Origin of the sequence: Aquaspirillum serpens DSM 68 (genome assembly GCF_000420525.1) — a bacterium.
Classification (GTDB): Bacteria; Pseudomonadota; Gammaproteobacteria; order Burkholderiales; family Aquaspirillaceae; genus Aquaspirillum; species Aquaspirillum serpens.
This window is the reverse complement of the sequence record NZ_ATVC01000008.1, coordinates 43,680-50,939: the sequence shown is the minus strand read 5'-3', so window position 1 is coordinate 50,939 and position 7,260 is coordinate 43,680. Positions and strand designations below refer to the sequence as shown.

6 protein-coding genes are annotated in these 7,260 nt (G+C 50.7%); 3 read left to right on the top strand and 3 right to left on the bottom strand.

Going from position 1 to position 7,260, the window contains the following annotated elements; genetic code table 11:
- Positions 1–431 precede the first annotated feature (431 nt).
- On the top strand, positions 432–794 hold the full coding sequence (locus G465_RS0103190) for an Mth938-like domain-containing protein (protein ID WP_022653044.1): 363 nt from the start codon (positions 432–434) through the stop codon (positions 792–794).
- Positions 795–867: 73 nt separating this feature from the next.
- Here the strand turns inward: G465_RS0103190 and G465_RS0103185 are convergent, their stop codons facing one another.
- On the bottom strand, positions 868–3,072 hold the full coding sequence (locus G465_RS0103185; protein ID WP_022653043.1) for a RelA/SpoT family protein: 2,205 nt from the start codon (positions 3,070–3,072) through the stop codon (positions 868–870).
- Between the two features lie 27 nt (positions 3,073–3,099).
- A complete protein-coding gene (gene mutY, locus G465_RS0103180; RefSeq protein ID WP_022653042.1) occupies positions 3,100–4,170 on the bottom strand; it encodes an A/G-specific adenine glycosylase in 1,071 nt (356 codons plus the stop codon).
- 65 nt (positions 4,171–4,235) lie between these two features.
- Between mutY and G465_RS0103175 the strand changes: the two genes are divergently transcribed.
- Together G465_RS0103175 and bfr are read left to right on the top strand one after the other, a co-directional pair.
- On the top strand, positions 4,236–5,399 hold the full coding sequence (locus G465_RS0103175; protein ID WP_022653040.1) for a THUMP domain-containing class I SAM-dependent RNA methyltransferase: 1,164 nt from the start codon (positions 4,236–4,238) through the stop codon (positions 5,397–5,399).
- 21 nt (positions 5,400–5,420) lie between these two features.
- Positions 5,421–5,885 carry a bacterioferritin gene (bfr, locus tag G465_RS0103170; protein ID WP_022653039.1) on the top strand — a complete coding sequence of 155 codons (465 nt, stop codon included), beginning with the start codon at positions 5,421–5,423 and terminating at the stop codon, positions 5,883–5,885.
- Positions 5,886–5,942: 57 nt separating this feature from the next.
- On the opposite strand, the gene G465_RS0103165 is transcribed toward bfr, so the two are convergent.
- Positions 5,943–7,178, bottom strand: a complete 1,236-nt coding sequence (locus tag G465_RS0103165; RefSeq protein WP_022653038.1) for an argininosuccinate synthase — start codon at positions 7,176–7,178, stop codon at positions 5,943–5,945.
- Positions 7,179–7,260 lie beyond the last annotated feature (82 nt).

The following is a 7,260-nucleotide window of genomic DNA, read 5'->3' as shown; positions in this document are numbered from 1 at the left end:
TGGTCGGCGCGATCAATGTTCTAAGGGCGGGACACGCCCGGTTCGCCTGTGAAGTGAGCGGTGCAGCAATGCCGCCAGCAGCAGGAACCCACCGAAGCGACTCAGATGCGGCTCAATGCCGTGTCTGAGCGCCGTAGGAATCTCCGGCCTTCAGGCCGGGGAGGATGTCAAGTAGGCATGTGGCAACGGGCTTTTCGAGGAAATCGATGTCAAAAGAGAGTTTTGATACTGAAAGAAAAATTTTTTAAGATAATATATGATTTATCCGAATTTTTTGATAAAAATATGCAAATCGTTATTCTGTCTGTCGGTTTTGAGAGACAAGTCATTCCCTTGCTAAATGTCCCCGAACCCCCATTCTCGATAGATTGCTGTTGCTAACGGCACATCAACGCGTGTCTTGACTATTTTTCTGTGGGATTGCCTCGATTATGAAATTGCACCTTAACCAAAATCTCAATCAAAACCGCTTTACGGCGTATTCCGAAACCAGCGTCAGCATCAATAAACAGGAACACACCCCACCGTTGTTGGTGAGTGCTGAACGATTAGAAACTTGGGAGGTGGCAGATTTTGCCGCTTTACAGGCCAGTGATTTTGAGGCGCTGTTAGCGTGGGAGCCTGAGGTCGTTTTGCTGGGGACGGGAACAGGGCAAAAGTTTCCTCATCCCCGATTGACGGCGGCGTTGTTGGCGGCTGGGGTGGGGGTTGAGGTGATGACCACTCAGGCGGCTTGCCGCACGTTTAATATTTTGGCTGATGAAGATCGGCGGGTGGTTGCGGCACTGTTTTAATCGATGCCCGTGGTGGTTGTGCTAAACGCTACCGCAATAGGTAGCGTCTTTGAGTCTGTGGATGAAAAAGTTGTTAAAGCCGGCGTGCTTCCTGTACCCCCGGCACATCGGTAATCCGTGCCAACACCCGATACAGTTCGCTGACATTACGCACCTCAACGGTAAAGCGCATCGATGCTTTGAGATCACGGCTTTGGGTGTTGACTGCGGTGACGTTGAGTTTTTCACGGCTAAAGATATCGGAAATATCTCGCAGTAAACCATTCCGATCACGCGCCAATACTTCAATATCGATGGGGAACACACTGCGTTCTTGTTTTCCCCAGGCGGCATGAATTAAACGCTCTGGCGCATTCGCCGAGAGTCGTTTCAAGGTCAGGCAGTTGGTGCGATGAATCGAAATCCCTCGCCCTCGGGTCACAAATCCAACCACTGCATCAGGCGGCGCCGGTTTGCAGCACTTCGCTAACACCGTCATTAGATTATTCACCCCTTCAATCAACACCCCTTGGCTATCAAAGCTGCCACGGCTGGCGCGAATCAACGAATTTGGATCGAGATCGGGGGCAGGGGGCGGTGGATGAATGCTGTGAATTGCCTGTGCTAACGCTTTGAGTGTCAGTTCTCCATGTCCCAGCGCGGCATAGACGTCTTCAATCTTGTGAAAATTGAGTTTCTCACTCAACTGCTCCAAATTTGGTTGTACGCTTAAACGCTGGATTTCTTTCTCAAATACCTGCCGTCCAGCCTCAATCGCCACATCGACATTTTGTTGCCGAATCCACTGCCGAATTTTGCTGATGGCACGATGGGTTTTTACCCAACCATCATGCAGCCAGTCTAATGACGGCCCGCCTTCTTTTGCCGCCAAAATTTCAATCCGTTGGCCGTTTTGCAGAGGCGTGGATAAAGGCACGATTTGCCCATCAATTTTTGCCCCTCGGCAACGATGACCTAAATCGGTGTGGAGGGAATAGGCAAAATCCAGCGGGGTGGAGCCTTGCGGCAATGAGATAACCTTACCGGCTGGGGTAAGAACATAAATGGTGTCGGAGAACAACGCGGTCTGAAATTCGCTGCTTAGCGCGGTGCGGTCGCTGACTTCTTCACGCCATTCTAACAACTGGCGTAGCCAAGCGATTTTGGCTTCATACTGGCTATCGCCTTGTCCGCCTTCTTTATAACGCCAATGCGCTGCCACGCCATACTCAGCGTGTTCGTGCATTTCAAAAGTGCGAATTTGTACCTCGAGCACTTTATCCTCTGGCCCAACCACTGCCGTATGCAGGCTTTTGTAGTCATTCGGCTTGGGGTTGGACACATAGTCATCAAACTCCCCTGGAATCGGATGCCACATGCTGTGGACTAGGCCCAACACGGTGTAACAGTCTTTCAGACTGTGTACCAACACCCGTACTGCCCGAATATCGTACAACTCGGAAAAGTCGAGGTTCTTTTTGCGCATTTTTTTCCAGATGGAATAAATATGCTTGGGCCGACCTGTGACATCCGCTTCGATATGGGCGTGAGCCAGTTCTCGCCGCAGGTCGTTTAAGACTCGCTCGATGTAATCAATCCGTTCTACCCGCCGTTCATCCAGCAAACGGGCGATTTTTTTATAACTGTCCGGTTGCAGATAGCGGAAAGCAAGATCTTCTAACTCCCACTTCACCTGCCATACCCCTAACCGATTGGCGAGTGGTGCAAACAAATCCATCGTTTCTTGTGCAATGCGCCGCCGTTCAGATTCTTGGGGCACACGGGATAAGAAATGCATGGTTTGGGTACGCCATGCCAATTTGATCAGCACAATCCGAATATCTGCCACCATCGCCAGCAACATCTTACGCATGGTTTCTGCTTGTTGTGCCCGCGCTTCTGGCGTTTCTTCACGGTCTTGCGAAGCCAACAACGTAATCCGTCGCATCCGACTCACCCCTTGCACCAGTTCTGCCACAGTGGGGGTAAAGTGTTTCTTCAGCCAATCAACATAATCGCCACGGTAATCGGGCATGGCAAACAGCAACGTTGCGGCGATGGCATCGGCGAGTAACTCCATATCGGCGACGATGGCGGCAGCAGCAACAGCGTGGGTAAACAGCCGCTCGCCAACCGGCGGCAACTTATCTTCACCGTAGTGTTCGCGTGCGGTGTGAAAAGCACGTTCGACAAGGCTGGCCCCTTCCGGTGGCAGCCCACTGATTAAGCCGGTTAACCAACGGTCTGGATCAGCGGCATGAGCAAGAGAATCCACCAATGGGCGGGTAACAGAAACCATGGCGATTTTTTCCTAAATTCTTTTTCATCAAAATAGAGACGACATCCATGTCTCTAATAAACGTCGTACTGGGGCGGCAAGGCCGATATGCGCTAATTCTGCTGCGTTAACCCAACAGGATGCGGATTCGCGACACTCAGCTCGGGTACGAACGGCAAGCGGATATGGGTAAGCGGTTAAATGAAAATGGGTAAACTGATGCGTGACAGCATGTAAAGGCGCTGGTGCTTCGGCGGCGTCTTCCGCGATCACGGCTAATTCCTGCAACCGTTGCGCTAGCGATGTGTGTTCTGCTGTCCATTCCGGCAAACTCCACAGCCCTCCCCAAATTCCAGTTGGTGGGCGCTTTTCTAAAAAGACACGACCCTCGGTGTCGTAGAGCAATAACCACCTTACCTCGCGTTGTGGTATCTCTCGTTTTGGCCGTGGGGTGGGTAGCTGGCGCTGTCTGCCCTGTTGATTGGCTAAACAATCTTGAGTAAAAGGACAACTGCCACAATCCGGCTGACCACGGCGGCAGACTAAACTGCCAAGGTCCATTAACCCTTGCGTATAGGGTTGAATCTCGGCCGCATCCGGTAACAGCGACTCGGCCAACTGCCATAGTTGTTGCTCAATCGCTTTATTCCCCGGCCAACCTTCTATCGCGAAGACACGGGTGAATACTCGGCGCACATTGCCATCGAGAATAGCCTCGCGTTGGCCAAAGGCAAAAGCAGCAATGGCGGCGGCGGTGGAGCGACCGATGCCCGGGAGTTCGGCTAACAGCGCTGCGTGTTGTGGAAATTGGCCGCCATAGTGTGTCGCAATATATTGTGCTGCACGGTGAAGATTGCGTGCGCGGCTGTAATAACCCAAGCCACTCCACAAGCTAAGCACGTCATCAATATCAGCACTGGCTAAAGCCGTGACAGTAGGAAACCGCGCCATAAAACGCGGATAGTAGTTCAAGACGGTGCTGACTTGGGTTTGCTGCAACATAATTTCCGACACCCATACCGCGTAGGCATCTGAAACTTGCCACGGTAAATGATGACGACCATGAATTTTCTGCCATGTTATCAGCTGTTTGGCAAATTGTTTGGAAGAGATAGGCATATTCTTATAGAGGGAACGACAAGACAGGTACAATAGAGAAAGTTTCTTTTTTTTAAGCAAAGTTTATGTTGACTGAACAGTTTTTCGCGCCTTGTCCTCGTGGTTTAGAGCCGGTCTTGACTCAAGAATTGCATACCTTGGGTGCAAATCAGATTGTCGCACGAGATGGCGGTGTCGCCTTTAGCGGGGCATTTTCCTTAATGCGGCGTGTCAATCTACATTCGCGTGTTGCCAGTCGCGTGTTGTTGCGGTTGGCTCATGCGCCCTACCGCAATGAAAATGATGTCTATCGGCTGGCGCGGGGGGTGGATTGGACACTGTTCTTCTCCATCGCCGACACGTTCAAAGTCAAAACTGATGCCATCAAAAGCCCACTGCCAAGTTTGGATTTTGTCAGTCTTAAAGTGAAAGACGCCATCTGTGATGTCTTTCGCGAACGTACCGGTGGACAACGTCCTTCGGTTGATACCGCGCAACCACATCGCCGGATTCATGTTTTCCTCGATGCCAAATACGCCACGTTATATCTCGACACCTCCGGCGAGGCGTTGTTCAAACGCGGTTGGCGACAAACCACCCGCGAAGCACCTTTGCGAGAAAATTTAGCCGCTGGCATTTTGGCGTTAACAGGGTGGACACCAGAACAGACATTATATGACCCGATGTGTGGAAGTGGGACTTTCTTAGTTGAAGCGGCACATATTGCCCTCAACCGTGCGCCTGGTCGTGGTCGTACCTTTGCTTTTGAACAATTCCCGGGTTTTGATGCCCAAGCGTGGCAGCGTGAAAAACAACAGGCGCAAGCGGCTGAGCTGCCGGTAAAAACATTGCCAATTTATGGCAGCGATGGAGATCGCTATGCGCTTGCTGCAGCCCAAGAAAATTTAACCGCCTGTGGTCTAAACGGTGCGGTTGCGCTGCAGCTTGGTGATATTTTAGAGATGTCGGCACCAACGGCAGAGGGGATTTTAGTGTGTAATCCACCGTATGGTGTACGCTTGGATGAACAAGAACATTTAGCGGCATTTTATCCTGAATTAGGGGCGTGGATGAAACGTGCCTTAGCCGGTTGGCGTGCTTATTTCCTGAGCGCCGATCCGCAATTGGCGAAAGGAGTACGTTTATCTGCATCCAAGCGCACTCCCTTGTTCAACGGTGCTCTAGAATGTCGTTTATTCGAATATAAGATGGTAGCGGGCAGTAACCGCAAACCGCGTTCCGCCGAGTAATTATTTTTTAGGAGCAGTGTGATGCAAGGTCATCCAGAAGTCATCCAACACTTAAACGATTTGTTGGCCGGGGAATTGATGGCGCGGGATCAGTATTTTCTGCATGCCCGCATGTATGAAAATTGGGGTTTTAGCAAGCTGTATGAGCGTATCTGGCACGAAACGCAAGAAGAAACCGAACATGCAGATCGGCTGATTGCCCGAATTTTGTTCCTTGGTGGTGTACCGGCGATGAAACCGCTGGAGGTCAAAGTTGGCCATGACGTGCCATCGATGTTAGCGCGTGACTTAGAGGTGGAATATGAAGTGGTTACCACGTTGCGTGAAGCGATGGCCTGTTGTGAAAAACAACAAGACTACATCACCCGCGATATGTTGTTAGATCTGTTGCGTGATACAGAAGAAGACCACGCGCATTGGTTGGAACAACAACTGAATCTGATTAAACAGATTGGTTTGCAAAATTATTTGCAAAGCCAAGCTTAATTTTTCTGATGATAAAAAAAACGGCCTTAGACAGGCCGTTTTTTTCGCGAAAACCGCTTAGCTACGCTTATTCGCGGCATTGGCAGCAATGCGCATCCGTAAAGCATTTAAGCGGATGAAGCCGTGAGCGTCTTTTTGGTTATAGGCGCCTTGGTCATCTTCAAAGGTCGCGATGGTTGGGTCAAACAGCGAATCGGTTTTCGAATCGCGGCCAACCACAATCACATTGCCCTTATACAATTTCAGACGCACCCAACCGTTGACGGTTTGTTGAGTATGATCGATCAGCGCTTGCAAGGCCAAACGCTCTGGGCTCCACCAGTAGCCGTTATAAATCAGGCTGGCATAGCGTGGCATCAGATCGTCTTTCAAATGTGCCACTTCGCGGTCGAGGGTGATCGATTCAATCGCACGGTGAGCACGCAACAGAATGGTGCCGCCGGGGGTTTCATAACAACCACGCGATTTCATACCGACATAACGGTTTTCCACCAAGTCCAAACGACCGATACCGTGTTTGCCGCCGAGCTCGTTCAGCTTCGCCAGCAATTCATGTGCGGCCATCGCCACGCCGTTGATAGCAACCAAATCGCCTTTAGCAAATTCAAGGTCGATATATTCGGCTGCATCGGGGGCTGCTTCTGGGCTAACCGTCCAACGCCACATATCTTCTTCGGCTTCTGCTGCTGGATTTTCCAGATGGCGACCTTCGAAGGAAATATGCAATAAGTTGGCATCCATCGAGTAAGGCGAACCGCCTTGCTTGTGTTTCATGTCGATTGGAATACCGGCTTTTTCTGCATAGGCGAGTAATTTCTCACGCGACAGCAAATCCCATTCGCGCCACGGGGCAATCACTTTGACCCCTGGCATCAAAGCGTAGTAACCCAATTCAAAGCGAACTTGGTCGTTACCTTTGCCGGTTGCGCCATGCGACACCGCATCGGCACCTGTCGCACGCGCAATTTCAATTTGCCGTTTGGCGATCAATGGTCGTGCAATTGATGTACCGAGCAAGTATTCACCTTCATAAATGGTGTTAGCACGGAACATCGGGAACACGAAATCGCGGACAAATTCTTCACGCAAATCATCGATAAAGATATTTTCTGGCTTGATACCGAATTGCAGCGCTTTTTTACGAGCGGGCTCCAGTTCTTCACCTTGGCCGAGGTCGGCGGTGAAAGTCACCACTTCACATTGATAGGTGTCTTGTAACCATTTGAGGATGACCGAGGTATCTAACCCACCGGAGTAAGCCAAGACCACCTTGTTCACTTGAGATTCACTCATCAGGAGATTTCCTTAAATTATCGCATGTGAGAACAGCAACACCGCACCCGTGCGACACGGGTACGGGTTGTTACAGAGGGAT